Origin of the sequence: Kineococcus gurbantunggutensis, from assembly GCF_050871925.1 — a bacterium.
GTDB lineage: Bacteria > Actinomycetota > Actinomycetes > Actinomycetales > Kineococcaceae > Kineococcus.
On the sequence record NZ_JBJLSG010000008.1, the window covers coordinates 13,820 to 38,409 of the forward strand.

At 69.0% G+C, this 24,590-nt stretch carries 21 protein-coding genes and 2 pseudogenes; 17 read left to right on the forward strand and 6 right to left on the reverse strand.

Annotated elements, in window-relative coordinates; genetic code table 11:
- Positions 1-36: 36 nt before the first annotated feature.
- From ACRYR7_RS02470 to ACRYR7_RS02485, 4 genes are all read left to right on the forward strand, one after another.
- Positions 37-1,254 (forward strand): hypothetical protein, encoded by a 1,218-nt coding sequence (locus ACRYR7_RS02470; RefSeq protein ID WP_432570472.1) that lies wholly within the window; start codon positions 37-39, stop codon positions 1,252-1,254.
- A complete protein-coding gene (locus tag ACRYR7_RS02475) occupies positions 1,251-1,490 on the forward strand; it encodes a hypothetical protein (RefSeq protein WP_432570473.1) in 240 nt (79 codons plus the stop codon). Before ACRYR7_RS02470 ends, ACRYR7_RS02475 begins: the two co-directional genes overlap by 4 nt.
- Positions 1,487-1,813 (forward strand): hypothetical protein, encoded by a 327-nt coding sequence (locus tag ACRYR7_RS02480; RefSeq protein WP_432570474.1) that lies wholly within the window; start codon positions 1,487-1,489, stop codon positions 1,811-1,813. Before ACRYR7_RS02475 ends, ACRYR7_RS02480 begins: the two co-directional genes overlap by 4 nt.
- A gap of 170 nt (positions 1,814-1,983) precedes the next feature.
- The gene (locus ACRYR7_RS02485; RefSeq protein WP_432570475.1) at positions 1,984-2,958 is read left to right on the forward strand and encodes an ABC-2 transporter permease; all 975 of its coding nucleotides are present in this window, start codon (positions 1,984-1,986) and stop codon (positions 2,956-2,958) included.
- 122 nt (positions 2,959-3,080) lie between these two features.
- Here the strand turns inward: ACRYR7_RS02485 and ACRYR7_RS02490 are convergent, their stop codons facing one another.
- Positions 3,081-3,389, reverse strand: coding sequence for a hypothetical protein (locus tag ACRYR7_RS02490; protein ID WP_432570476.1), 309 nt, complete (start codon positions 3,387-3,389; stop codon positions 3,081-3,083).
- A 31-nt stretch (positions 3,390-3,420) separates the two neighbouring features.
- On the opposite strand from ACRYR7_RS02490, the gene ACRYR7_RS02495 reads away from it, so the two are divergent.
- Together ACRYR7_RS02495 and ACRYR7_RS02500 are read left to right on the forward strand one after the other, a co-directional pair.
- Complete coding sequence (locus ACRYR7_RS02495; protein WP_432570477.1) at positions 3,421-5,121, forward strand: hypothetical protein; 1,701 nt, start codon at positions 3,421-3,423, stop codon at positions 5,119-5,121.
- A gap of 109 nt (positions 5,122-5,230) precedes the next feature.
- Positions 5,231-5,479, forward strand: coding sequence for a hypothetical protein (locus ACRYR7_RS02500; RefSeq protein ID WP_432570478.1), 249 nt, complete (start codon positions 5,231-5,233; stop codon positions 5,477-5,479).
- Here the strand turns inward: ACRYR7_RS02500 and ACRYR7_RS02505 are convergent.
- Entirely contained in the window at positions 5,446-5,715 is a 270-nt protein-coding gene (locus tag ACRYR7_RS02505) for a hypothetical protein (protein ID WP_432570479.1), read from the reverse strand. The two genes, ACRYR7_RS02500 and ACRYR7_RS02505, sit on opposite strands and share 34 nt — an antisense overlap.
- A gap of 61 nt (positions 5,716-5,776) precedes the next feature.
- On the opposite strand from ACRYR7_RS02505, the gene ACRYR7_RS02510 reads away from it, so the two are divergent.
- Together ACRYR7_RS02510 and ACRYR7_RS02515 are read left to right on the forward strand one after the other, a co-directional pair.
- Entirely contained in the window at positions 5,777-6,706 is a 930-nt protein-coding gene (locus ACRYR7_RS02510; protein ID WP_432570480.1) for an NHL repeat-containing protein, read from the forward strand.
- A pseudogene (locus ACRYR7_RS02515) lies at positions 6,639-7,042 on the forward strand (transposase); the annotation flags it as partial. The gene ACRYR7_RS02510 and the pseudogene ACRYR7_RS02515, both read left to right, overlap by 68 nt.
- On the opposite strand, the gene ACRYR7_RS02520 reads toward ACRYR7_RS02515, so the two are convergent.
- Positions 7,014-7,331: an integrase core domain-containing protein gene (locus tag ACRYR7_RS02520; protein WP_432570520.1), complete on the reverse strand. Its 318-nt coding sequence runs from the start codon at positions 7,329-7,331 to the stop codon at positions 7,014-7,016. The pseudogene ACRYR7_RS02515 and the gene ACRYR7_RS02520 overlap by 29 nt on opposite strands.
- Before the next feature lie 252 nt (positions 7,332-7,583).
- On the opposite strand from ACRYR7_RS02520, the gene ACRYR7_RS02525 reads away from it, so the two are divergent.
- Together ACRYR7_RS02525 and ACRYR7_RS02530 are read left to right on the forward strand one after the other, a co-directional pair.
- Positions 7,584-7,835 (forward strand): hypothetical protein, encoded by a 252-nt coding sequence (locus ACRYR7_RS02525; RefSeq protein WP_432570481.1) that lies wholly within the window; start codon positions 7,584-7,586, stop codon positions 7,833-7,835.
- A 641-nt stretch (positions 7,836-8,476) separates the two neighbouring features.
- Positions 8,477-8,818 (forward strand): annotated as a pseudogene (locus ACRYR7_RS02530) (transposase); the annotation flags it as partial.
- 362 nt (positions 8,819-9,180) lie between these two features.
- Here the strand turns inward: ACRYR7_RS02530 and ACRYR7_RS02535 are convergent.
- Positions 9,181-10,023: a nucleotide exchange factor GrpE gene (locus ACRYR7_RS02535; protein ID WP_432570482.1), complete on the reverse strand. Its 843-nt coding sequence runs from the start codon at positions 10,021-10,023 to the stop codon at positions 9,181-9,183.
- A gap of 249 nt (positions 10,024-10,272) precedes the next feature.
- Here ACRYR7_RS02535 and ACRYR7_RS02540 point away from each other — a divergent pair, with 249 nt between their 5' ends.
- From ACRYR7_RS02540 to ACRYR7_RS02550, 3 genes are read left to right on the forward strand one after another with little or no spacing between them, the layout of a single operon-like run.
- Complete coding sequence (locus ACRYR7_RS02540) at positions 10,273-13,173, forward strand: ATP-binding protein (RefSeq protein ID WP_432570483.1); 2,901 nt, start codon at positions 10,273-10,275, stop codon at positions 13,171-13,173.
- Positions 13,174-13,194: 21 nt separating this feature from the next.
- Positions 13,195-14,295, forward strand: coding sequence for a DNA/RNA non-specific endonuclease (locus tag ACRYR7_RS02545; protein WP_432570484.1), 1,101 nt, complete (start codon positions 13,195-13,197; stop codon positions 14,293-14,295).
- Positions 14,292-14,720 carry an antitoxin YezG family protein gene (locus ACRYR7_RS02550; protein ID WP_432570485.1) on the forward strand — a complete coding sequence of 143 codons (429 nt, stop codon included), beginning with the start codon at positions 14,292-14,294 and terminating at the stop codon, positions 14,718-14,720. The genes ACRYR7_RS02545 and ACRYR7_RS02550 overlap by 4 nt, the downstream gene beginning before the upstream one ends.
- A 332-nt stretch (positions 14,721-15,052) precedes the next feature.
- Here the strand turns inward: ACRYR7_RS02550 and ACRYR7_RS02555 are convergent, their stop codons facing one another.
- Both ACRYR7_RS02555 and ACRYR7_RS02560 read right to left on the reverse strand, forming a co-directional pair.
- The gene (locus ACRYR7_RS02555) at positions 15,053-15,814 is read right to left on the reverse strand and encodes a transposase family protein (protein ID WP_432570486.1); all 762 of its coding nucleotides are present in this window, start codon (positions 15,812-15,814) and stop codon (positions 15,053-15,055) included.
- A 577-nt stretch (positions 15,815-16,391) separates the two neighbouring features.
- Positions 16,392-17,045, reverse strand: a complete 654-nt coding sequence (locus ACRYR7_RS02560) for a hypothetical protein (RefSeq protein WP_432570487.1) — start codon at positions 17,043-17,045, stop codon at positions 16,392-16,394.
- Between the two features lie 944 nt (positions 17,046-17,989).
- Between ACRYR7_RS02560 and ACRYR7_RS02565 the strand changes: the two genes are divergently transcribed.
- The 4 genes from ACRYR7_RS02565 (at position 17,990) to ACRYR7_RS02580 (ending at position 24,590) form a co-directional block, all read left to right on the forward strand.
- Positions 17,990-19,099 (forward strand): vWA domain-containing protein, encoded by a 1,110-nt coding sequence (locus ACRYR7_RS02565; protein ID WP_432570488.1) that lies wholly within the window; start codon positions 17,990-17,992, stop codon positions 19,097-19,099.
- Between the two features lie 63 nt (positions 19,100-19,162).
- Positions 19,163-20,788: an Hsp70 family protein gene (locus ACRYR7_RS02570; protein WP_432570489.1), complete on the forward strand. Its 1,626-nt coding sequence runs from the start codon at positions 19,163-19,165 to the stop codon at positions 20,786-20,788.
- A 12-nt stretch (positions 20,789-20,800) separates the two neighbouring features.
- Positions 20,801-23,485 (forward strand): hypothetical protein, encoded by a 2,685-nt coding sequence (locus tag ACRYR7_RS02575; RefSeq protein WP_432570490.1) that lies wholly within the window; start codon positions 20,801-20,803, stop codon positions 23,483-23,485.
- 13 nt (positions 23,486-23,498) lie between these two features.
- Positions 23,499-24,590, forward strand: a complete 1,092-nt coding sequence (locus tag ACRYR7_RS02580; RefSeq protein ID WP_432570491.1) for a TRAFAC clade GTPase domain-containing protein — start codon at positions 23,499-23,501, stop codon at positions 24,588-24,590.

Consider the following 24,590-nt stretch of genomic DNA (forward strand, 5'->3'; position numbering starts at 1 on the left):
CCCACCCACCCACCCGCACGGACCCGGAGTGACGTCATGACAACGACCGCCACGCTCCACACCCGCATCCCCAACCCCACCTCCGCCGCAGCCAGCAGCGCCAACCCCACCTCCGCCGCAGCCAGCGTCGATGAGGTCCTGCTGGCGCGCACCGACGAGGGGCAGTGGCTCACCTGGCGCCCGCGCGCCGACGCGCACCTGTTCACCGGCGGCCATCAGGGATCGGGAGGCACCAACGCCCTGCCCGCAGCGGCGATGGGGTGGACTGCCGCCGGCGGAGCGGCCTTCCTCATCGACCCCACCCACTCCCGCCTGCAGTCGCTGCGCGAGTGGCCAGGCGTGCAGGCTGTCGCCGGCCAGGGCGAGGTGCACGCCGCCATCGCCATCGTCCACGCCCTGCACGCCGAGATGGAACACCGCTACGCGCAGGCGTGCGCCAGTGAAGGCCAGCTCGAGCGCACCCCGCTCCTGCTGGCGATCGACGAGTTCACCGACCTGCGCGGCTGGTGCCACTACGCCTGGAGCCACGACGAAGACGACGCCTCTCGCCGCACCACCCGTGAACTGCTCGCCGCCGACCGAGCGTGCCGTCGAGCACACCTGCAGACGCGGCGGCACCTGCACCACCCCGCCAGCACGCCGGAGGCGACGGCCCTGAGCGCGCGTGCCGACACCGACGAGGCCGAACCGCCGGACCCGGCCGTCTCACCGACCCTGATCGCCTTGGAACACCTGCTGCGCGAGGGACGCGGCGTCGGCATCCACCTCGCCGTCCGCGCGGCCCACTGCGCACCCGAGGCTGTCGGCACCCTGCAGCACTTCGGCCAGCGCGTCTGGCTGGGCAAGGCCTCAGCGCTGGAGTCGCAGCTGATGTGGCACAGCGTCATCGGCGCCGAGCTCAGCGGCCGGGTGCCCGGACGCGCCGTGTGCTCCAACGCCCACCGCCTGCCGGTCAAGGCGCAGGTCGTCTGGACCCCGGACCCGGGCAGCCCCGGGGTCGCCGAACACGAGCTGCTGCAGCGCATGAGCCCGCTCACCGCGGTTCACGAAGCGCTGCAGCTGACCGCCCCCGAGCCCAGCAGCACCGGCTTCGGCTACGCGCAGTGGGCGCACCCGCAGATGTACCGGACCCTCGAGCAGGCGCGCATCGCCCACCTGAACGACCAGCGCCCCTGGCTGCTGCCCCGCCGACTGCACCCGCAGGCGGAGCGCTCGCGCACCAGCCGCAGCAGCCGGCAGCAGGTGCACGCATGAGCGAAGGCAGCGCCTCGGCGCTGCTGTCGGTGCTGCTCGTGCTCACCTTCGCCTACGCCTTCTTGCCCGCCGGCTTCCTCACCGGGCACCGCCGTGCGGCAGCGCGTGCGCGCCAGCACGCGAGCGCCGCCACGTCGGCGCCGGGCGTGCCGCACACGGCCAGCGCACCCGTGCCCACGCCGACGGCAAGCCCGCACCCAGCCGCCCCAGACCCCGCACCTGGAGGTCCCCGATGAGCACCTCGTCCGAGCCGACCCGCAGCGACGACGACAAGATGACCCTGGTGCTGGTGGCCGCGCTGTTCCTCGCCTTCGGCGGGGCCGCGGCGCTGTGGGACAAGGTCCTGACCAAGCTGCTCGAGCTGCACGTCATCCTGCCCGCCGGTCCGCAGATCACTCTCGCCCTGCCCAAGGCGGCAGGGGCGGGCCTGGACGGGCGCCGGCTGCTGCTGGCCGGCGCCCTCGTCCTGCTGCTGCTGGCGGCCGCCGCTGGTGAACGCCGCCGCAGGGCGCGCGTGCGAGCGCGCGGCGGCGACGGCGCCCGGGCGGGCCGGCGATGAGGTCGACCAGCGCACACGGCACCCGCGCGAGCGCCTGCACGCTGCAGCGCGTGCGCCGGCAGGCACGCGGCGCTAGGCGCATCCCCTACCCGGCGCTACGCTGCCAGCGCAACAACCGTAACTCCAACAGAGTAATGAGGTCTGGCGCTGGTCAGGCCGAGAGGAGCCGCGTGACCGCCGCACGCCTTCGCCAGGAGCACTCCGCCGCAGGTGCATCGCCGCACTCCCGCACTGCGGCAGCGGCGAAGGTCAGGGAGCAGGCGAGGGTTCACGCCGCTGCGGCGCCTGCTGAGCACGCAGGAACGGCCGACCCTGCGCAGTGGCGCGCCTCCACCGAGCGCCGGCCGCTCCATCCCACCCGCACACCCTCCGGCCTCAGCTTCGGCAACCTGCTGCGCAGTGAGCTGCTGAAGGTCACCAGCGTGCGCTCGCTGCCGATGACCGCCTTGGCCGCCGTGCTCGTCGTGGTCGGCGTCGGCGTCGGTGTGAGCGCCGCGCTGGCGCACGACGCGGCCGGCGGCTCGGCGCAGAGCGCGCAGAGCTTCTTCAGCGTCCCGATGTCGGGAGTGCAGCTCGCCACGGTGATCGTGGCCGCGCTGGGCGTCATCTCCATCACCGGAGAGATCGCCAGCGGAATGATCCGCACCACCTTCCTCGTCGCCCCTCGGCGCGTGAGTGTGCTGCTGGCCAAGGCAACCGTCCTCGCCGCAGTGGTCATCACCAGTCAGGGCCTGGCCATCGCCGCGACGTTCGCGACCGTCAACTACGCGATCGTCGAGCGTGAGCAGCGCCTGTCCCCGGGGGCCCGTGAAGTCCTCACCGCCTTGGTCGCCAACGTCTACTTGCTGGTGGGAGTCGCGCTCATCGGCTTGGCGCTCGGTGTCGCGATGCGCCACGCGGCCGCGGCGATCTGCACGCTGCTCGGCGCCTTGTTCGTCCTGCCGATCCTCCTGCAGATGCTGCCCAGCTCCGCCCTGGTCGACGCGCTGAGGAAGTGGTGGCTGACCTCCACCATGGAGAACGCCACGGACCTGCGCAGCAGCGATCAGTACCTTCAGGCCCCCATCGGCGCCGCGGCCTTCACCGCGTGGATCGTGCTGCTGCTCACCCTCGCCGCCATCAGCCTCAGGCGGCGCAGCGCCTGATGAGTCCGAGCACCTGCCGCGCGCCGCCTGCGCGGCAGCTGACCGCCCCTCACCGTCGACACCGCTGACGGTGAGGCAGCAGCCGGTCGTTCCGCGGCCTGCCACCCGCGGAACGCCCGACCTCACACAGCGCCAGGGCCGCCCACAGCAACCGGCCACGCCGACCCTGCCGCTGGCCCCCCGATCTGCTTCTCGCACCTGGAGGACCCCTTGAAGTCTGTCAGCCCCCCGCCGTCCCTGGACGCAACGGACACCACCCGCTCACCCGCGCGCACCCGTACCCGCGCCCGTTGCGCCCTGACCAGCGGGACGCTCTTGAGCCTGCTGCTCAGCGCCAGCGGCGGCTCGCTGGCCCACGCCGCCGGGAACGTGGCATCGCCCACCTCGTCGCCCACCTCGTCGCCCACCTCGTCGCCCACCTCGTCGCCCACCTCGACCGCCTCGGACGCAGCAGACCGGGAGGTGCCCGAGGCGCCCCGAGCGCCCAAGACCGAGGACCAGGACGAGGCCGACTCCCTGTGGCAGAAGCTGCTGGCCGCCCTCGGCATCGGCGACGACGAGGACGAGCAGAGTCAGGACGAAGACCGGTCGAAGGAGGACGACAGTCAGCAGGACGAGCCGGACAGCAGCGCGCCTGCGACCGGTCCCACAGGCGCGGAGGTGCTGCCCGCGGCGGTGAACCACACCACGATGACGGCCGAGGGGCTGGCGGACTCCATCGGCTTCAACACCCACGTCACCTACGGCGGGCCCTGGTCGCAGCTGGACATCTCCGACCTGGTCACGCAGATGGGGGCGGCGCGGGTGCGCGACGGCTCCCTGGGCGACAGCCCGGCCCTGTCGGAGCTGAGCGAGATGAGCCGGGCCGGCGTGAAGATCGACTGGATCATGCCCGAGCCGGACCAGTCCTTCACCGTCGAGCAGACCATCGAGCTGATCAAGAAGTACGACGCCCACGCGAAGGAGCACCCCGAGCGCATCACCGTGGAGGGCCCCAACGAGCACGACCTGGGCAGCGGGGCGGACTGGGCAGCGAACCTGCGCGCGCAGCAGGAGGAGATCTACCGGCAGGTGAACCAGGAACTGCCCGGGGTCAAGGTGCTCGCCCCCTCCTTCATCATGGCCGACTCCCGCGCGCAGCTGGGTCAGGTGCCCGCCGACGTGGCCAACATGCACTCCTACACCAACGGAGCGATGCCCAGCGCGCAGCACCTTCACAGCGAGCTGGAGCTGGCCGGCCACATCACCGCCGAGGTGGACACCCGCTCGCCCCAGCAGGCCGGCGCGGGCGAGCGGATCAGCCTCAAGGCCGCGGCCAGCCCCAGCGGTGTGCCGGTGTTCGTCACCGAGACCGGCTACCACACCGCCACCGCCTCCACCTCGGGAGGCGGCGTGCAGAACTACGTCAGCGAGGACGCGCAGGCGACGCTGATGGTGCAGCAGGCGCTGGAGAATTACCGCAACGGCATCGACGCGTCCTACTTCTACGCCCTGCTCGACGACGGGGACGACGAGGACGAGGCCGAGGACAAGTTCGGCGTCATCCGCGCCGACGGCACGTGGAAGCCGGCCGGCACCGCCCTGAAGAACATGCTGGCCACGCTGCGCGGCTTCAGCGCACCCACCGGCCCCATCGCCGGTGCTGCTGTCCTGAAGGGGTTGGACGTGCAGGTGCAGGGCGGGGGCGAGCACACCCAGCACCTGGTGCTGCCGCGCAGCGACGGCAACGTCCTGATCGCGCTGTGGGAGGCGGCCCCGGTGTGGGACCAGGACGCCAAGAAGGCCCTGGAGGTGCCCAGCCGGGACGTCACCCTGCAGCTGGGCGTCGGCGCGGACGCGCAGGTCGTCGTGCCGCGCCAGTCCGCCCGGGCTACCGACACCCAGAAGGGCACGTCCTCGGTGTCGGTGACCAGCCAGGCCGATCCCACCTTCGTCGTGCTCCACCCCTCCAGCTCCGCCTCGTCCGAGGAGCGGGCCACCGAGGACAGCGGGCAGGCTGAGCAGGGTGGGCAGAGCGATGAGCAGCGGGAGGACCGGATTCCGGTGGTGACGTCCACCGGTGCGCCCAAGCCGGGCTCGACGCCCACCCGCACCACCGACCCGACCGTCGACGACACAGGAGACCACGACGCGGGGGACGACGCGAAGGACGGCGGGCGCTGAACACCGCGCACCCGGGCCCGGCGGACCACCCGCCGGGCCCACCCCACACCCGAACCCGTTACCGGTGCGGCGGTAGGCGACACGTCGCCGACCCACAGCAGCAGGCATCGTGAGGCACTCCCGGGGCTTGCTGCTGTGGGTGGCGTCCACGGCTCTTGGTGGTTCAGGCGCGCTGCTGCTCGCCGCCGGCAGCAGCGCCTGGCTGCGCTGGAGCGGGTGGATCGCCCTTGACCTCGGCCTGTTCGGCGCGCTCACCGTGCCGCTGCTCGCTGTCCTCGCCCCGCCGCCGTCGGAGCGCGACCGCTTCCACGACGACGACTCCCATCACGACGCCTTCCGCTCCGGCCGCCCCTCTTGAACCTGCGAGGTCCCCGTGTCGACCTGTCTCGACCCCACCCGAACGGCTCGATCCGGCGCTTCATGGTGCCGGGCCGCAGCCCTGCTCATCGGGCTGGCCCTGCCTTGGGCGGTACCGCTGTCCGCCCACGCCGCCAACCCCGCTGTGACGCCGACACCGACGAGGTCCGCCAGCGCCTCGTCGAGCGCCTCGTCGAGCGCTTCGTCGAGCGCTTCGTCGAGCGCCTCGTCGAGCACGGCAAACGCCCCAGAGCCGGCCGAGGGAGCGCAGCGCACCCTGCTGTCCCAGGCCGCGCAGATGCAGACCTCCTGGGTCGCCAACGACGCCGGCGGCGGGCGGTACGAGAACCCGGAGGAGGCCTGGGTGCAGCACGACGTCGACGACGCCGTCGTCACCCCCGACGGGACCGTGTACGCGGCCACCCCCTGGGAGGAGGGCACCGCCGAGGTCGGCGTCTACCGCGACGGCGAGGTGCTCGGGCGCCTGGCCGACACCCACGGCTGGGGCCGCCAGGGCGGCACCGCCCTGGCTATGGATGCCACCCGCGTCTTCCAGGCCATGCAGCAGGACGCCTTCGCCGGCATCGACTCGCCCGGCTCGGGGTCCTGGTACGCGGTGCGCGTCTTCGACCGGGGCACCCGCGAGGCGGTGGAGATCCCGGGCGGGAAGGGCCGCGGGCGCTCGATGCTCGTGATCTCCACCTCCTCACCCGTCACCGCGCTGGCCGTCTCCGGCGGCAAGCTGTTCGCCGGCGTCGCCGGGCAGGGTACGGCCATCACCGCGGTGCAGGACCCATCCGCGCTGGCCGTGGACGAGCGCGGCCAGCTGCTCGTCGCCGACGACGGCGAGCACCAGCAGGTGCACGTCGTCGACCCGGCCTCCGGCCGGGTGGAAGGCTCGATCGGCGTGCGGGGCGGCACGGTCGCCCCGGACCGCTTCAATGGGAGCACCGGCCTGGGCGTGGACGGCGAGGGGCGCTGTACGTGGCCAACGGCCTGGGCGGGGACGGCACTGCGATCCGCAAGCTCACCCTCGACGGTAACAACTCCTTTCACCATGACTTGCGGAGCCGCTGGGGCGGTTCAAAGCCGTGTCCATGGCCGAGGACGCAGTGCCGGAGCTGGTCCAGGTTCTGGTGTCGGAGGGGCTGTGGCAGCGTGTGCAGCCGCTGCTGCTACCACACCCGCCGCGCCGCCACCGCCATCCAGGGCGACTGTCCCGCGATGACCGCGCCGCCCTGGCTGGCATCGTCTTGATGTTGAAGATCACCTGCACCTGGGCTCAGGTCCCCACCGACCGGCTCGGCTGCTCGGGAGTCACCTGCTGGCGACGACTGCGGGACTGGACCGAGGCAGGCGTGTGGCCGCGCCTGCACCAGGTGCTGCTGGAAGAGCTGAGCGCCGCAGGCGCGCTGGACCTGCAGAGCGCGGTGGTGGACGGCTCGCACGTGCGGGCGCTAAAGAAGGGGGTCACAGCGGCCCTCCACCAGTACACCGCTTCCACAACGGGTCCAAGCACCACCTCCTCGCCGACCTCAGCGACATCCCGCTGGTCGGTGTCCTGCGTCGGGTAGTTGGCAGGGTAGCGGTTCAGGAACGTTGGGGGTGGTGGGGTCAGCGGGTCCGACGTGGACGTCGGCGATGCGCTTGCAGGTCAGGGCCTCGTGCGGGCGGACGGTGTTGTAGCCCAAGCGGTAGTCCTCGGCGTGAGCGATGAGGTCGGCGACGTCGTTGATCTCCTCAAGGAACAGCCGTTCGTACTTCAAGGAGCCGAAGCCACGCTCTCGCGAGCCGTTTTGCCCTGGTGTCCGGACCCGGGTGCGGACGTGGCGCAGCTCGGGGTGGGTGGCGATGAAGGCCTCGAAGCGAAAGGAGCGGAACGGACCGCCGCCCCGGTGACGATCGTGACCAGCGGCTGGGCATTCCCTTCGTCATCGCGTGGGACCAGCTCCAGCAGAGGGCGCCCGGCCAGCCGCTCAGCTTCGGCGAGGGCGGCCTCGACGGCGCTGATAGCGTCGTGCTGGTTCGCCGTCGGTGAGATATGCCAGCCGAGCTCGTACTTGGACCAGTAGTCCCGGCAGCCGGCCAGGCGCCAGGTGCCGCCGGTGGTGGTCTCGAACTCGGTGGGGGCACCTCCCACGCAGTGGGGGAAAGTCCAGTTGCCAGACCTGGTTCGCACCGGTGGGCTCGGTGGCGAAGACGGCCTTGCGGCGGGCGGCGAGCTGGCGGCGTTCGCGCTGGTAGGTCGCCTCCAACAGCAGCCCTTCACCGCGCAGCAGCCGCAGCACGCTGGCCTGGCAGACGCGGTGGCCTTCGTGACGGCACCGGTGATCGGCATGACCCAGACCTTGGAATGACCTGGATCTTGTAGTGTCCCCAGGCCGGGTGCGCCAGAGCGTGGCGGCGGGCGCCTTCACAGGTGCGCTCTCGCGCCGGGCGCGGCCAGGGACCCTTGCTCACCTGCCCGACCCGGGCCCTGGCCTGATGGCGGGGCCAGGTCCGCTCGGGCACGCCGATCAGTGCGCAGAACCTCGACGTCGGCTGGGGGCGCCTCCCGCCGCGCAGCGGTGGGGGGAACCGCCTGCTCGCGGATCACCTTGAGGTCCTCGAAGGCCCCAGCTGCCCCTCGGCGGACTGGGGGCACCTCCCGCTGCGCGGGGGACTTCCACACCCTCAGTTCGACGGCCGCTTCGCCTAGGGTCTGGGTCAGATCCGCGACTTCGGCCTCCAATTGGGCCTCGCGGGAGCAGGAGCCGGACTTTCCCACCGACTGCTCGGAGACCTTCGCCCACCGAGCGGCCTCAGCGAGGCGTGACCTCCCCAGCCAAGATCGACAGCACGATCCTGACGTTCTCCTCGGTCGGCAGCGCCGGCACCCTTGCCATGATCGATCAAATTCTTCTGCAGGTCAGACCCGCAAGCAACGGGCCCTGCCAACAAGTCTGACGCGGGACATCGTGACCTTGGCCGGAAGCGACCGCCACAAGCACATCGACGGGTCACCCAGCTGCTGCCGCTGGTCGATGCCTTTCCGACCGTTCGAGGAGTTCGCGGCCGCCCCCGCCTGCACCCGCGCTACCTCTACGCCGATCGCGGCTACGACTTCGACGTCTACCGCAGGGCGCTGCGCGAACGCGGGATCACCCCACGCGCCGCCCGCCGCGGCATCGCTCACGGTTTTGGACTCGGCGGTGTTCGTTGGGTGGTGAAGCGGACGTTAGCCTGGCTGCACCAGTTCAAGCGGCTGCGGATCCGCTACGAGGTCCGCGCGGATCTACACCTAGGGCTGCTGCAGCTGGCGTGCGCGTTGATCTGCTACCGCAAACTGCCGACGTCATAGTGTGAGGAGTTGTTATGCCGAATCAGGACGTTGCCGTTGACGAAGCAACTGCCTCGGCTTGCAGTGCCTCGAGCCCTTTCAATGGCTCGACGACCGTGGCGAAGTGGTTGCCGCGAGCTGAGACGCTGCCGCGGTGGTGATGGTATTGCGGGGGCGGCACAGATGGCGCGGTAGTTGTGGCGGCTGCGCTGAAACTCGTTCGACCACGTCAGCAGCAGTAGCAGTAGCAAGATACTGCGCAGGCGGCTCGGATCAGCCTGGTTCGCGTCAGTGGCAAGCTTGTGGCGAGCGTGCAGCCGCTTGACGTGGTGCAATCAGATCGAAAGTGCGCTCGGTATGGCGCTCACCGACCTCCGCCAAGCTCACGTGATCGAGTCCTCGACCTCTGCGTGTGAATCCGTCGGAGCCTCATGTGGAGCCTGGGTGCTCGTCGACGTCGAATCCCCTGACGAGGAGGCGTCGACGTGGGGTGCGGCGTCTGCTTCGGAGCGCTCGGCGAGGTGCCACACGAGCACGTCCGCCGGCCTGATGATGCGCTCTTCGTAGCGGTAGCCGGGACGCAGCGCCTCGGCGACGCACTCGTCGAGCGTGCTGTCGGACGTGTTCCTGGTCCCCTTGGCTTTGTGGAGGCGCCGGTCGAAGGTGTCGCCCGGCGCAGGGTCGTACGTCTCGAACCCCTGGTGGTCCAGGATGAGGCGGATGTCGTCGGCGACACCCCTCAACGCCTCGGCGACTGGCTGCGCTGCGGGGTCGTCGCGCTCTTGCCAATTTCGGGCGGTGCGCATACTGGTGTCTGCCAAACCGATGAGTTCGCGGATGAGCGGATCCCTCTGCCGCTCGGTCTCGGCGCGGCGCAGCGCCTGGTTGTCCGCGTGGAGCCGGTCCACGAGTGCGCTCTGCCGCTCGTGAACGTCGGTCAGGCGGCGAAGGTCGTCACCGACCGCCACGAGCGCCTTCCCCATCTCTGCGAGCGCGGCAGAAGCGGCGATGGTCCCGGACGCACCGGCGTCCGCCTCCGGCTGCGGTCGCTGATCCGGCTGGTTTGGTGAGTTAGACTGCTGTGAGGAAGGCGCCTGCGCATCTCCCTCGTCCTGCGGCTCCGAGGCGCTCGGAGCCCTTTCTACCGCTTCCGGTACCGGTTGTGCGGGTACCCACGTCTCAGGGGGAGCCTGCCCGAAGCGCTGCCAACCGTCGTTGGAGGTCATCACGCACTCCTTCCGTGTGCTGATCATGCACCGCGTCCGCGGGGTGGTGCCTCACCGAGCTCACCCGTCGTGGGGGGAGTCCCGGCGCATGCTCGTTCGCCCGGGTGTTGAACTGCAAGCATCCTGCCACCCCGGGTCGACCGGTACACCGCTTTCACCTCATCGGCCAGGACTGCGAAAAGCGTAAGGGGCTTCCCGCTGGCGGCGACCCTCCGTAAGGTGACCTCGCGTCGAGGTGAGGAGGTCCATGTGGCCGGGCACGAGGTGGCGGCAGCCGATCGGGACGAGGTGCAGGCGTGGCTCGACCACTTCGCCCAGCTGCGCACCGAGCACGTGCCCGACAACCCGACCGCGGAGGGCCCGCAGCAGGTGCGGATTGACGAGCTGCGACGAGGCCTCCGCCTCGGCCGCTTCGCTTCCTCGAAGACCTTGGTCTGCGGCAAACCCTACGTAGACGCGGCAGACTGGTCCTGGTTCGCCCTGCGCCGGACCATCGCGCCGCGGGCAGAGGTTCGACACCCCCTGGCCGACGTGCTCTCCGGCCTCTCCCGTGCGCGGACGGCAGTGATGGTGCTCATCCAGGGGGATGGCGCAGGAGTGCACGTTGCGCTGCCGCGGAGTGCTGGTGACTTGGCGGCCTGGACCCGTTCGGTCCTCGCGCCGGCGAGCCTGTTGGACCCGGTGGGGCGCGCGCCAGACCTTCGGGTGCTTAGCCGCGGGGACGTCAACGGCCTCCGCTTCGCCCTGCTCGCGGCTCAGGAGAGCAGGAGCGGAGGAAAGACCGACGGCATGGCGTTGCCCGGGCTCGGTCGGCTCCTCCTCGCACCTGGTGGGCAGTGGAGCCTCCTCGTGCACCTCGAGCCGGTGTCCCTGCCCGATGTCGTCGACCTGCGTGCGGAGCTGGTGTCGTTGTCCTCGGCGCTCGCGCCACACCGCTCCCACACGGACAACCGCGATCCGCGGCACTCGGTGACCGTGGAGGAGCCGGACGTGGCGAGGCTCCTCGGGCACGTCGACACGTTGATCGCGCACCTGGACGGTGCAGAGAGCGTCGGCGCCTGGATGGCGACTGCCCACGTCGGGGCCTACGGGGGGGCGCAGGTCGACATGATCACCAGCGTCGCCGCCTCGATCCTGGAGGAGGACCCGTTCAGCGGGGGGCGCTGGAGCGGCGACCGGTTGGTCGCGGAAGGCGATGATCCTCCCCCACCGACTTCACTGCTGTCCACCCTCGATATCGCGGCTCTCCTGGCACCACCGGGAGAATCCGTGCCCGGATTGGAGGTGGCGGTCCAGCCGCCTGGCGGGAGGACGAGGCAACGGCACCGTCAGGAGCTGGAACTGGGGTCGTGGAGCGGGGTGTCGGACGAGTTCGCCATCTCCGTCGAGGACTTGGAGGGTCACGCGTTCATCACCGGCACGACCGGCTCGGGCAAGAGCACGACGGCGCAGCGGTTGCTCGCTGAGCTGTGGAACCGGCACGGTATCCCGTTCCTAGTGATCGACCCGGTGAAAGCGGACTACGAGGCCGTCGCGCCATCACTGGCGGGTGGCCTAGCCGTCGTCGACGCGGCGGACCTGCGCCTCAACGTGCTAACTCCCTACGGCGGCTTCAGCACGCGCACCCACCTCGAACTGCTGTCCAACGCGTTCAAGGGCAGCTTCACGCTGCCCTCACCGGTGCCGTACATCGTCTCCCAACTGTTCGAGCAGCTGGCGGAGCGCGCCGACCTCAAGCCGACGCCGACCCTCCACGAGCTGCGGGACATGCTGGATCCTTTCGTCGCGGCCCTCGGCTACGACTCGGAGATCAGCAGCAACATCAGGGCCTCGCTCGGCACCCGCCTGAGCCTGTTGCTGTCGCCCTCGAAGGCGGAGCGGCTCGCAGCTCCCGTCTCCATCGGCGTCGAGCAGCTCTTCACCCGTCCCACGGTCGTACAGCTCGCCAGCCTCGGAGACGACGAGGAGCGCGCGTTCCTAATGTCCGTGCTGACGCTCGCGGTGCTGGAGCGAGCCCGCTCGCTCGGTCCGGCACCGGGGGTTCGCCACGTCACCGTGCTAGAGGAAGCGCACCGGATCCTGCCGGAGCCGGCCCGGGGCGGCGGCGACCCCGAGAGCGGTGACGCCTCCAGTGTCAGTGCCCGGCTCATCACGCAGATGCTCGCCGAGATCCGCAGCTACGGCGAAGCCATCCTCGTCGTCGACCAGAGCCCCAGTGCTGTAGCGCGCGACGTCGTGAAGAATACCAATCTCAAGATCGCCCATAAGGTGCTCGACCCCAGTGATCGCGAAGTCGTCGGCGGCAGCATGGGACTGGGGGAGGAGCGGCGGGAGAGCATCGCGGGCCTCGCCCGCGGGCAGGCGGTAATTCTGACGCGACGCCTGCCTGATGCACAGACTGTCACGGTCGCCAAGGCGCAGGACCGGCGGGACAGCCGCGGAGTACTGACACCACAACCGGCGCCGCACGATGACTCGCGGCCGTGCTGCGCCGGTGAGGACCCTATCCGGCACCACGCCGCCGAGCGGCGATCGCGCGAGGCCGAAGGCGTCATGGCGCTGGCGATCGCGGGTCTTATCGTCGACTCCGCAGCGGAGGAGGCGTTGTGGGAGGAGGTCGAGCGCGGACTGGCCGGCATCGCTCTGCAGGATCCCCTACTCGCCGCCGCGCCGGCCGACGCGCAGCGGTGTTTGGCTTGGGTGGGACTGCGGCGCGGGCTTTTGCAGATGTCGCAGTTCGGCCAACTCCCGCGCGAGCACCTAGCCAAGCACCTGCGTGCAGCGTTCGCCGCGTGGCAATACCGACGTGGAGACTCATTGTTCGTCCGGATGCGGAAGAGAACTGAGGGTTCACGGCCCTTCTACGGGTGCCGGTACTGCGACTCGGTGTGCTGGTTCCGCCACCACGCGGCAGCTTCCGCCACACACGGAGTCCCCGCAGCGGAGGCGTCGCTGCGCGGTGCTTGGGACGGGCCATCGCAGCCAGCTGTGGCGACCTTGCGAGAGTGGCAATTGGACACGGCGGCCGACTTGAGCAGCTGGCTGGGGCGGGAGGCCGTCGCCCGTGGAGCGGCCATGTGCGCGGTGACGCAGGTCTTGCACCGCAGCAACGCCCCGACAGGCGTCCAGGACAGGCTGCTGCTGCGCTGATGACCGGAAGATCGAGGAGGCGTGGCTGTGGCTGAGCGGATCGACAGGCCGAAGCGCCTGGAGGCGCGTAGTCCGGGGGTGGTTGGCGAGGGCGTTGAAGGTGTCGGTGCCTCCACGCGCTACCTCGCCGAAACGCCATCCTGCACAGACTTAGCGATCAACCGAATGAGGCGACCGTCTGAACTGCCGGATGACTACGTGCAGTTACTGACGCGTGCTGGCTCACCATCCACCGACGTGCGGTGGTCCATCGCCGACGGTGACTCGCCTCAGGGTGCCGCGATTAACGTCAGGGAGTTGGCGTACATCGAGGCCAAAACGTCGATCGCCGCCAAGAACTCCGCTGTTGAGCTTCGTGAGTCGTGCTCGTACCCCGCGGTCGGCGTCTTGAGGTCCGAGTTTGCGACCGAGCTCCACGAACGTCTCGGCAGCGCCAGCGGTGCGCTTAAGGACGCCACGATCGGGGTGGACTGGGGTCTCTCGAAGGACGGCGACGTCCGCATGAGCCGCTTGTGGTGGGAGACCGGCGAAGGCCAGCGCATCGAGCTCGCCCGGGACGAAGCGATGTGGGAGGCGCGAGTCCGCGACAGGCTGGATGAGCGCTACGCGGATCTCCCTGTGCGTTCGCTGCAGCCGGGGAAGAAGGGCGACTGGACAAAGGAGCTCCACAAGCCGAGCGCAGACACCATCTACGACGTTGGAGGTACCACCTACGTGACCGACTCGCGAGGCCGAGTCGAACACATCGAAGCGCGGTTGACCTACGTCGAGCCCGCTGAAGCAGATCTGTACCGCAACACCTATCAACAGGGCATCGCTGGCAAGGGCGCTGGGCGGCTCAGTATCGACCAGGGTGGGCACATCATCGCTGTTAGCCTCGGTGGTGCCGGGGAAGGGGTGAACCTCGTTGCGATGTCCAAGGACCTCAATGGGCCCGGCAGGAGCAGCTGGTACTCCATGGAGGAAAGTTGGCGGGAGAAGCTAAAGCAGGAGGCAGGGACCGATATCCGTGTCAAAATTGAAGTTGAGTACGCCGACGATGCGGGAAAGCGCCCAAAAGCCTTCCGTGTCACATGGAGCATAAATGGGGAAGATCCGACCGAAAGGGTATTTTTTCAATGAACCCCGATGAGCTGGATGGATTCTACCAGAGGATTGGGCAGGCTCTGGTCGGCCGGGCCCCCAAGAACTGGGCTTCTCTCGTCGTGACGTACCTCAGTGCAGGCAAGATGTCGGAGTCCCGTGCACGGGTAACACTGGCTGACGGCTCGGAGACGCCTTTGGATCGCCTACCGATGAGCGTGCACTACGAATTGAAAGAGCTTCGCGAAGCCATGTACCGAGATGCCGGTGAGGTGTGGTATACGGCGGTCATCGTCATCACTAGTGATGGACGCATCACCTTCGACTTTGACTACGACGGCGAGCCGTCATGGAAGATTCCCGTGAGTTCACCAGCATACGTTGAAGACCTCGAGCTTTTCCCGCGCGAACCTGATGCTCTCCCATCCTGGTTACAAGATAAAGTCCAAAAATCTGATTCGTAACTCATCATGCCACTCTTGTGCCACCGAGTACACAAAAAGTTCACCCCGGCTCCTTTCCTTGTTGTGAAAGGTGGCTTCCGTGGTCGACCGCAGAGCCCGGTGACAATCTGGTCGGGATCACGGCGTAGCAGTGTTTTCCGAAGTTCCAGCGGTTGTGTCAGTCGCGGCGGTCGTGTGAGCTACCGGGGTCGTCGAAGCGCTGAGCGCCGATGAGGCTGCCTGCGATCGAGCAGCAAATGCTCATTCTCCTATCCATGCGCTGGCAGAAAGCTCGGCAGTTCGGGCACTGAGCCTTTGTCAGTGGCGGCTCTCCAGTCGGCTCAAGACGAAGGCTATGGCGACCATCGCCGTGGTGCCCACGGGCACAGGCTAACGTGATGTAGAGCCCGCCGGCGGGTCTCGAGGTGGGCGATGCTGTGCTCGACGAAGGCGCGTTCGGCGTTGACGTAAGGGTTCCAGCCCCACGTGCTGCGCTCGAGGAGCTGTCCGCCCTTGTCGGCCAACGTAGAAACGCCGTGGCCCGCGGCGACGTAGAGCAGCGGCAGGGGGTGCATGCATGCCACCGTGAGGTCATGGGTGCAGCCTGGCTCCACGGGTGAACCCCACAAAGGCCGCCCGTCGGCGTCGGTGACGACCTGCACGAGACCACCGTGGTGGCGCTGCTTTTGTGAGTACCACCGGTCACGTCGACCGTTCCGGTCGCGGACGCGGTCGGTGGCGATGAGGGTGCCACCGAGCAGCAGGCGCTCAGTTCCTCGGCGCACTGCTTCGGCGACGACCTCGGGCAGGTCAGGTGCTTGGGCTGCCAGGACATCGAGGGCTTCGTGCAGGTAGCGGTAGGCGCTGGACAAGCTGATGGTGTTGTCGCGGGTCAGGTCGGCGACGGTGGCGCGCTGGCGCATGAACCGCAGCAGCACCGCCTGAGCGAAGCAGCCCATCGAGCGGCGTCCGCGGCGGGTGCCGATCCGGGTGCGGTGAGCGGGCAGCAGTCGGGCGACGGTCTGGGCCAGGATGCGGGGAACGTCGAGGCTGGCACGATAGGAGAACACGCAGGGTACAGGTGAGTACGGCGGATAGGGCTTGTTCGCCTCCATCGTCTCGTCCAGACCCTGCGTGCCCCAACGCCTTCAACTCCCGGTCGAGCGGCGGCCTCACGCTGCTACTGACAAGACCTCACCGAGGACAAGTGACGCCTCGACCCGGGAGAAATGAACGATTCTGCAGGTAGCTGGAGACACCGCCCGCTCACCTGAGCGAAGCGGTTTTGAGAATGAGTGCGTAATATCGGCCACACCAGCCGACTGCGGTGACTTTTCGCATCGAACGCAGCAACACTACCTGAGCGACGCAGCTCAGCAACTCGAGTTTCTGTGGGTGCCGATGTGAGCGCGGCAGGAAGGGGGCAGGTGGTCGACAACCATAATTTACCCGTCATCAGTGCCGACCTGAACTGTATCTCAGGCTGGCCGCGCGGCTCCTCGTCGACCTGAATTGTGCATTTCTCGGCGGCGCGGTCGTTACTCAGCCGCGCGACAACCCGACTGTAGCTGACCGGTGCGCCCATCGACGTAGCGGGGAAAGTACGTTCGGAGCAGAAGCGAGCATCCTGCCGGGTCGGTATCGGGCGGAACGTGGTTATCACAGTCGGAGCGGTCATGATCGTATGACGAGTCACAACCGGAAGCGTGAGCGGAAGAACTTAAGAAGTACGGCGATGACGGCGACGCATACGAGCACCTGAAGCGATGCAGCGAAAGCCGCGCGCGGGTTGAATGTTTTAATGACGTCCCACTCGAGGTAGACCACTATTGCCGCAATGCCGTAGAGCACTAAGCTCGGAAATAGGATCGAGGTGCTCGATCTTGGGTGGGCTGGGCGCAGTCGGGTGCCGTGGGCGCCGCCCACTTGTAGGCCGCTGAGTTCGACCAGTCCTCGGCCGATGCGATATCCGTGGCCGACGACCGCCTCATCTCCGACGATCGGCGCCGGACCGGCTTCGGCGGACTGCACGATCCGGCAGTCGAGGCTGCGGAAGGGCCGGTGGTCGGCGTCGTAGATCTGCACCCGGAAGGAGGTGATCTGCAAGCCGGCGTCGGCGCGCTCGCCGCTCCGCGGCAGTCGGTACCCACCGCGGAGCCAGCCCTTGCTCCGCAACCACAGGTAAGCCAGGACGGTCAGGACGATGACGGGCGTCCACGCGAGCACGTACGGCAAGACGAAGGCCAGGCCAACGGCGAACGCACCGAGCACGATGGGGGTCAAGCGGGGGCGGGGCCGTTGCGAGGTTCCGAACACCTGGCTGACCCGCCCCTCGAAGCGGGTCACGAAGGGACCGAAGGTCGACAGGTTGCCTGTCTTCGCTCGAGCAGACGTCCCGCTGTTGCCGCCGCGCCCGCTGGAGGTGCGATCACCGGAGCGATCCGCTCCGGTGGGGTCCGCCTCCCGGCGCCGGCCACTGTTCGTGGACCCGCTGTCGCGGCTCCCGCCGCTGCGATCCGCTCGTCCCGAGCCGGAAGGCTCGAAGGTCTCACGCCTGCCGTGGTCCGGCCTGCGGCTCCCATCGCTCGTCCCCGGGTCGTCCGGACGTCCTCCGCCCCTCTGGCGTTGGCGATCTGCTCGAGAGCGCAGGTCCGCATCAGGCGTGCGGTGGCCGTGGGCGTCGGTGGATCGGCCGTCGCGATTCTCCGTCCTGGAACGGGCGGATCCGGAGTGGCGCGTGCCGTAGCCGTGCTCGCCGCGGTCGTCTGGTGATCGCTGGTCCGCGGTCCGTGAAGTGCGTGAAGTCCTGCTCCGGTCGGCATCAGTCTGCCTCGAGCCGTCAGGGCGCGACTGAGAGGTGTCGTCACCGCCCGGGCCGCGCTCGGCGACCTCCTGCTGCGCTCGAGCTGCTGCTTCACGTTCCTCTCTTGTGGTCTTGACGATCCTGGGTCGCGGTGCAGCCGCCGGGTCCCGCATGTCCTCGCTCGGCATCTGCGCTCCTCGTGGGTGACCCGGGGCACCAGCCCGGTGCGTACCGGGACGTCGCCGGCCGTCGTCAGCAGTGCTGCGAGCAAGGGTGGCAGACCCGGGAGGGTACGGGAAGCACTTCGGCGCATCGGGAGGTGACCGCCGCGACCTCTATACCGCGTCGTGCGCGTGAAAGTTCCACGACTTTCCCGGAACCTACCCGTGTCGCGCCTCGCTGCTCTACCGTCACGCCTGTCTGGCTCGTCCAGAGCACCGCTTCGAGCTAGGACGGCACGGGTGGTCGCTTCGTCAGGGAGGTCGCCGTGGTCGCCGACGCACCGCAGCACGTTGCTGGGCTCAACCGATGGTTGGCGATTGGACTCGCGGGTCTCGTCGTCCTGGTGCCCGCGCTCGCCCCGTCGCCAGCATCGGCGAGCGTGGCCAACCCTGCCTACTCAGGATCGTGTCCGCAACGGTTCGTCCTCCTCTTAGACCAGTCGGAGTCGATGCAGCCCCAGCAGGACGACATGCACCAGGCGGCGGAGGACCTCGTCGACGCTCTTCGAGGGACCACCAACCTCGTCGGTGTCATCGGCTTCGCTACCGATGCGCGTCAGGAGGCGGAGATGACGGACGTCTCAGACGAGGCGGATCGGAAGCTGGTCAAGGACCGCATCGATGGGCTCGGCATCCTCACCGACGAAGAGGGCGGCACGAACTGGGAAGCGGGACTGGCGATGGCTGCGTCCCTCGACCCCGACGTCGTCGTCCTCGTCACCGACGGGCAGCCGTCGGTGCACGGGGTGCCGGCAGACCTCACCTCGCGACCCGAGGACCCGCTCAACATCACCGCGGCCGTCGACGCGTCCGATCGCCTCAAGCAGGCCGGGGCTCGGGTCGTCGGCGTCGGCCTCGGGCTTGACGAGATCGCCGGCGGGCAAGCCAACCTCATCGCGGTCACCGGCCCCGCCCTGGGTGACGACTACTACACCACCGGCGTCCACGACCTCCTCCCGGCGCTGTACGACGTGGCGAGCAAGTCGTGTGCCGTCCCCGTCAGTGCGTTGCCAGCGCCGCAGCGCGACGGGCTGCCTATCGTACCTCTCGCTGTCGGGACCGCTGCGGCCCTCTCCGCGATCATCGTCGCGGGTCTGCTGCTGGCTCGCCGACGCAATGGAGGCCCGGTGCCGCAGTCTTATCCCCGTCCGAAGACGGTCCTGGCCGACCCCTCCATCCGGCTGGACGACATCCCCCCGCCGCAACCCTCGTCGACGCTCGCGTCGTCGGAGGAGCGGCCCACGGTCCAGCCGTCCTCCGACCGCACTGCCGAGAAATCGCCGGGCGCCCCGGAGCGCCCGCTCCGACCGACCCGGCGCATCAAGATCTCCCCCCCGCCGCCGCGCGGGCGGGACCACGATGCCCCGCGCGACTGACGACTGCCGGACCGACCGGCTCGCCGTGGCCTCCGAGCCGCGGTTGATCAGAAAGGACTCCTGATGAGCGACCGCGTGACCCTCGGGATCGACCTCGGGACGACGTATTCGTGCGTCGCCCACCTCGACGAGTACGGCAAGCCCGTCGCTCTGCTGAACTCCGACGGCAAGACGACGACCCCCTCGGTGGTCTACTTCGAGGACGAGCAGACCATCGTGGTCGGTGACCAAGCCAAGAACGAGCTGGCCCGCAACCCCGACCACGTCATCAGCGAGATCAAGCGGCACATGGGCGAGGAGGGCTTCTTCCGCACGATCGGGGACCGCGACTTCTACCCGGCGCAGGTCTCCTCGTACATCCTCCAGTCCCTCGTCGAGGACGCGCTCGACGACCTCGGTGTCGAGCCGCCCGCCGACGGGCCGATCGCCGACGTTGTGATCACCGTGCCGGCGTACTTCGGCGGCGCGGAGCGCGAGGCCACCAAGGAAGCCGGCCAGAACGCCGGGTTGAACGTCGTCAGCATCATCAACGAGCCGACGGCAGCGGCCATCGCCTACGGGCTGAACACGCAGGACGAGGCACGGACGGTTCTCGTATACGACCTCGGCGGGGGCACGTTCGACGTCACCGTCATCCAGGTGTCTCAGGACGAGATCCGCGCCGTGGCGACGGGGGGCGACCGCCAGCTCGGCGGCATCGACTGGGACCGCCGCCTGGTGGACCTCTTCCTCCAGCGCTTCCGCGAACAGCAGCCGGACGCCGGTGACCCCGAGGATGACAAGGAGGCCCTCGGCGAGCTGGAGCTCAAGGCCGAGGGCGCCAAGCACTCCCTCACCAAGAAGGCGACGTACGGCATGAGCTTTGTCGCCAACCGCCAGCGCGTGCAGTTCGACCTCGCGCGCGAGCAGTTCGAGCAGCTCACCGAAGATCTGGTGAGCCGCACCCTGGACTACACCGAACTCGTCCTCGATGCCGCCGCCGAGAAGGGTGTGAACTCGATCGACGAGGTCATCCTCGTCGGTGGCATGAGCAGAGTCCCAGTGATCGCCGAGCGCCTCGGCGAGCGCCTGCTGCGGCGATTCCCCGACCTCCCCGAACCCCGCCTGCAGGACCCGGACCAGATCGTCGCCAAGGGAGCGGCGCTCTTCGCGGTCAGCCGGATCGCCGAAGTCGACGAGGTTGAGAGCAGCGCCAGGCAGGACGAGGGTGGGGGCACTGTCGGTAGCGGGTTCCTACCGGGGCCGCGACCGGGTGCCGGACCGAAAATCGTCAACATCACCTCACGCGCCTACGGAATCCGCGCAGTCCGCGACGAGCGTGACGAAGTCGGGTACATCTCGTTCATCATCCAGCAGAACGACGAGCTGCCCGTCGACAAGCACGAGACGTACCGGACGGTCTCGGACAACCAGACCGAGGTCAACATCGAGGTGTACGAGCAGGACACAGAGGTGCCGCAGGAGGCCGTTTCCGCCAATAAGCTCGCCATCGAAGGCATTCTGCCGAACCTGCCGACGGGCAAGCCCGCCGGGCAGCCCATCGACGTCACATTCCGACTGGGCGACGAAGGGATCCTCGAAATCCTCGCCGAGTCGGGCGGCAAGCAGTTGACGTTGGAGTACACCCTGCCCGGGCAAACCCCGGCGGAGGAACTCGCCAAGCCGCGTCCTGTCCTCGCCAAGGGATGACCTGATCGCACCGTGAACGAGTGGGTGTTCGACGCCAAACGCTACCGCGAAGAAGTGCTAAGGGCGATGGCGCACGGGTGGAGGCCCTCCGACGACCTGTTCCGGTGCTACCAGCTCCCCGTCGACGTGGCCGACGAGGCGGTGGTCGCCAAGGCCCTCAAGCAGGTGCAAGGGCACGTCAACGGGCTTCGGGGCGGCGGAGAGTGGGCCACGCTCCTGCGTAAGCAGCACAGCCACGCTCAGCAGACGCTGATGACCCCTGCCCTGCGCGAGCAGCACCGGCAGCAGGTGCTCCAGCGGCGCCGCGACCTGGTGCCGCTCGTGCAGGTGGAGACGGCTGGCCTGCCCGCTGTGCCGCCGGCCGCGGTGGCAGCGCTGGTCGCCCGCGTCTCGCCGCACTTCGTCGCCGAGGACGTCGCTGCCGTGCTCGACGAACTGAGCTTGACGCGCCGGGATCCGACGGCTCTGCCGGCACGGAGCAAGACGCCCACGGAATGGGCTGAGGTCCGAGGGGCGCTGGCCGTCTTGAACAGGCGGTCACCCGGCGCCGGGTCGGGGTACGCGTCCTTGCGCGCCTACCTTCTGGAGTCGTTCTCCACGGTACGCGTCGACGCGCGAGCGCTGACGGATCGGACGAAAGCGTCCAAGGGCGACCGGCGCGGTGAGGAGGCCACTTACGAGGCGAAAGTCCTCAGCAACACCGCGAAGTGGTTGAGTGACGGGTCGCTTACGGGTCTCCTGCGCACAGAACTCCTTGAGCAGCTCGACTCCGCGGCCCGCCTCGGATTGCGACGGCTGCAAGAGGAGACCCGGCAACCGGACGTCATCGCAGCCCTGGTCGACCTGGGGTTGCCCGCCAACCTGGACGACCTCTGCTTTGCGGTGCTCTGCGCGACGCGCTACGCCACCGCCTCTACGAGTTCGTGGAAGTCCCAGGTGGACGCAGCGGTCGAGACCAAGGACCTGCGCCAGGCGCTCGAGCTCTTCGACAGGCAGATGGAGCTGTCCGCGGACGACGTGAGGCGACGAGACGACCTGCGCCGCCGCGTAGCGCAGGCCGATGCCACACTCCAAAAGGCTCGTTCCCTGGAGCCTGTCGACCCGGAAGCCGCAGCCCAGATGTACCTGGACGCCGGCCGTGCGATCGATACGCCCGAGGTGGCCGCAGGCCTGGCTCGTTGCCAGCCCGCGCCGCCCCCGCGGGCCGCGGCGACAGTGGAGGGCGATCGTGTCCTCATCAGGTGGGAAACCAGCCCCGCCCGTGCGGGGGACATCACCTACCGCGTCGTTCGCTCCTCAGGCGGGCGGCCGGTCGCAGGTGCTGAAACCGTGGTGCTCGACGGTGTCACGGCGCACGAGGCGGCCGACTCCTCGCCCCCCGCCGGAGTGCCGCTGCACTACGCCGTCGTAGCAGTGCGGGGCGCCACCGCATCCCGCAGCGCGGCCCACGCCGCTCCCGTCCTGATGGCCAAGGACGTCGAGCACCTGGAGGTGCGAGGTGGTCAGGGTTTCGTCGAGGGAACCTGGCGCCTGCCGCGGGGCGCGTCGGGCGTGCGGGTGGAGCGCACCGTGTGGCATCCCGGAGCCGGGTCCGCGGGCGAGCGCGAGGCGCCCGTCGTCATCCTGGCGCCCACAGGGGAAGCCTTCCGGGACCGCTCCGTCCGGGATGACGTCACGTACCAGTACCGCGTGCAGGCCGAGTACTCGTTGGACGGATCGGGCGCGCTCCGCAGCGCCGGAGCTTCGGCTCGCGCCCACGCGCAGCGACGGCCGGTCCCAGTCGAGGACCTGAGCTACGAGGTCCAGGATGAACTCCTTGTCCTCACCTGGACAGCACCTCCTGCCGGGGACGTCGAGGTGCGTCTGGCCACTGAGGACCCGTCGACGGAGCGAGGGCGCGTCGTCCCCCTCGCTGCAGTGCGCTCCCTCGGTCCGATCGTCCGAGCAGTAGGCGCCACCGGCAGCTCCAGTCTGCAAGCGTCGATCCCGGGGCACGCGAGCCGCCACTGGGTCGTCCCCGTCACGGTGCTCGACGACCTGGCAGCGGTGGGGCGTCCCATCGAGGTCAACCGCAGCCTGCCGCCCGTGAAGGGCCTCAAAGCAGTCCGGTTCGGGTCGACGGTGGGCCTGACGTGGGAGTGGTCCCCGCGCGTGGGAGAGGTGCAGATCACGTGGCAGCGGATCGATCACCGCATTGGCACCGGCGCGGGCGACAGCACGTCGGTGCAACGAGCGGTGACGCTGGCGACGTACCAGCAGTCCGGGGTGCAGTTGGAGGTCGGTGCCGGTCAGCATCACTTCGAGGTCGCCCCGGTCGCGCAGGTCGAAGGCCGCCGCCTGGTCGGGCCACGCCGGACGGCGACCGTGGTTGTGCCGCAGGAAGTTCACTACGACGTCCGGAGGAAGAAGTGGTCCCGCTCCCGCTACGAGGTCGTCGTCGAGGCGGTCGACGGTCTCGTCCTTCCGACCGTCCACGTCGTAATCAAAGCTGGAGTGCCTCCCCAGAGCGTGACCGACGGAACGTCGTGCGCCGTGCTCGAGAGCGCAGGCCCGTACGCGGCCGGGCGACCGCTCGTGGGTGACCTCGAGCTGCCCGAGCACCGACAGCCCCTGTTCCTGCGCGCGTTCGCGGTCGACGCCGCAGCGGAGGCCATCGTCCTACTGCCCCGACGTCCCGACCAGTTGCGCTTCACCTGACACGAGGATCACCGTGGCCCAGATCGTCTGCCCCCACTGCTTCGAGCAGCACCCGCTCAAGCGGCTGAACATGCACTGCCCCGTTGAGTGTGGCAGGGAAGGGGACACCTTCTCAGCGGCCGAGCGGTGCCCGCACGGCAACAAGCCCATGACCTCCCGCTGGTGCCCTAAGTGCAAGACCGTCCTCGAGTACGACTACCTGCACACGCAGGGCAGCACGGTCGCGCTGATCGGCGCAGGTTCTGCAGGCAAGAGCACCTACTTCGGGGTCTTGGTGAACGAATTGCGTCACCGCGTCGGCGACGACTTCCACGGCATGTCGGCCGAGTTTGTCGGAGACCTCTCCCGCCGACGCTACGAGGAGACCTTCGCTCAGCCTCTCTACCGGGAAGGTGAGGCCCCTGAGATGACCCGGGAGTCGAGGAGCGCAGCTCCAGCTCCCGTCCTCGTCGCCCTGAAGTTCCCTCAGCAGGGCAGGGGGGTCTTCGGCCGGGACCGCGTGAAGCCGGCGATGTTGACCTTCTTCGACACGGCGGGGGAGGATGTCCGAGATGCGACCGAGATGCAACGTCTCGCCCGCTACCTGACCTCCGCCCGCGGGATTATCCTCGTCGTCGACCCCCTGCAGGTACCGAGCGTGGGTAGGAGCATCCCCGCTGACGTTCCTGACAACCCCGTCGTGGAGCAGTCCAGGGTGGTGACCCAGCTGGCAGCGCGGCTGCGCGAGGAGCGCAGGTTGTCCCCGTCGAAGCGCCTCGACGTGCCTCTCGCGATCGCGCTGTCCAAGACGGACGCCGTCGGTTCGACGTTCGGCGACCACTCACCGCTGCGCCGCCACCACCAGCACGCCGGGGCCTACGACGAATCGGACGGGAGGCACGTGCACGACGAGGTGCGGGCGTGGCTGCATCGCTGGTACGGCCCGGAGTTCGACAACATCGTGGCGAACAACTTCAGCAGGTACCGCTACTTCGGCTTCTCGGCGCTCGGTGCGCAGCCACGGGGCCGGAAGCTCGTGGGGTCGGGTGTCCACCCGCTGCGGGTGGAGGACCCCTTGCTGTGGTTGCTCGCTCAATTCCATCTCATCGACACGGCGAGGAGCTGA